Below are 1,412 nucleotides of genomic sequence, written 5' to 3' on the forward strand. Positions count from 1 at the left end.
AACGCCTTAAATGGCGAAGAAACGGTCTAAATAGGCTGATTCAAGGCATTTACGGGAGAAAAAATCGGCTCAAACATGAAGAAATGAAATGACTGAGTCAGCCGAGGAGAATTTCCCCGCTTATTCGCACCTTCCCTAGTCGCAACGAGAAGATGGTCGAAGTGTTAACAGGGGCTGAGCGCCGTCGACGCCGGACTCCGCAGGAAAAGATCTCCATCGTGCAGCAGACCTTTGAGCCCGGAATGACCGTCTCTCATGTCGCTCGCTTGCACGACGTCAACGCCAACCAGCTTTTCAAATGGCGTAAGCAATTCCAGGAAGGGTCTCTCACGGCGATCACCGCCGGTGAGGATGTTGTTCCAGCCTCCGAGTTGGCTGCTGCCATCAAGCAGATCCGAGAGCTCCAGCGTCTGCTCGGGAAGAAGACCATGGAGAACGAGATCCTCAAAGAAGCCGTGGAGGTTGGTCGAGCAAAAAAATGGATTGCGCATGCGCCCTTGTTGCCGGGGGACGACGATTAAGTGCTGTGAGCCAGGCCCTTAATGTATCGCGTGCGCAGCTATCCGTTCGTGTTCATCGAAAACCAGGTTGGCAAGATGGTCGTCATCATCGCCAGCATGATGATGCTGCCTTACTTGGCCGGATCATGGAGGCGATGGCTGAGCTTCCCTCCTATGGCTATCGCCGAGTCTGGGCGCTGTTACGGCGTCAGTCAGAGGCAACACGACAGCCTGTGGTAAACGCCAAACGGGTATATCGCGTCATGCGCGATCATGGCCTGCTGCTGGAAAGAAAACCGGCTGCACCATTGACCCAGCGGGCACATAAGGGGCGTGTTGCCGTCAAAGAGAGCAATCGACGTTGGTGCTCAGATGGCTTCGAGTTTCGCTGCGATAACGGTGAAAAACTACGAGTCACGTTCGCCATGGACTGCTGTGACAGGGAAACCTTGGATTGGGCTGCCAGTACCGGGGGTTACGACAGTGACACGGTGCAAGATGTCATGCTGAGGTCTGTCGAACGTCGCTTCGGGGATTCGTTGCCGGCATCACCGGTAGAGTGGCTGACTGATAATGGCTCGGCGTATCGAGCCCATGAGACCCGCGCGTTTGCACGAGAAATCGGGTTGGAGCCCAGAACTACTGCGGTGAGAAGCCCACAGAGCAACGGTATAGCTGAGAGCTTCGTCAAGACGATGAAGCGAGACTATATCGAGATGATGCCGAAACCAGATAGCCGAACAGCGGTAGGCAATTTGGCCATCGCGTTTGAGCATTATAACGAGCATCACCCGCACAGCGCCTTGGGATACCGTTCACCCCTCAGAGATCCCCTCATTTTTAGAGACTCAAATAATTCCAAGTGTGCGGGTATATAAGCGGTGTTGCTTCAGGTAGTAGATAAATTTATCC

Annotated in this window: 1 protein-coding gene; it reads left to right on the forward strand. The window is 54.0% G+C overall.

All coding sequences use genetic code 11. From position 1 onward, the window contains the following. Positions 1 to 152: 152 nt before the first annotated feature. Positions 153 to 1,378 (forward strand): IS3 family transposase gene (locus tag AB5Y90_RS09095; RefSeq protein WP_368166831.1). Its coding sequence is split into 2 segments (ribosomal slippage): positions 153 to 471 and positions 471 to 1,378, totalling 1,227 coding nucleotides; the frame shifts between segments, so codons are not numbered across the junction. The last annotated feature ends 34 nt before the right edge of the window (positions 1,379 to 1,412 follow it).

Source organism: Aeromonas sp. R4-1 (genome assembly GCF_040908325.1).
GTDB lineage: Bacteria > Pseudomonadota > Gammaproteobacteria > Enterobacterales > Aeromonadaceae > Aeromonas > Aeromonas veronii.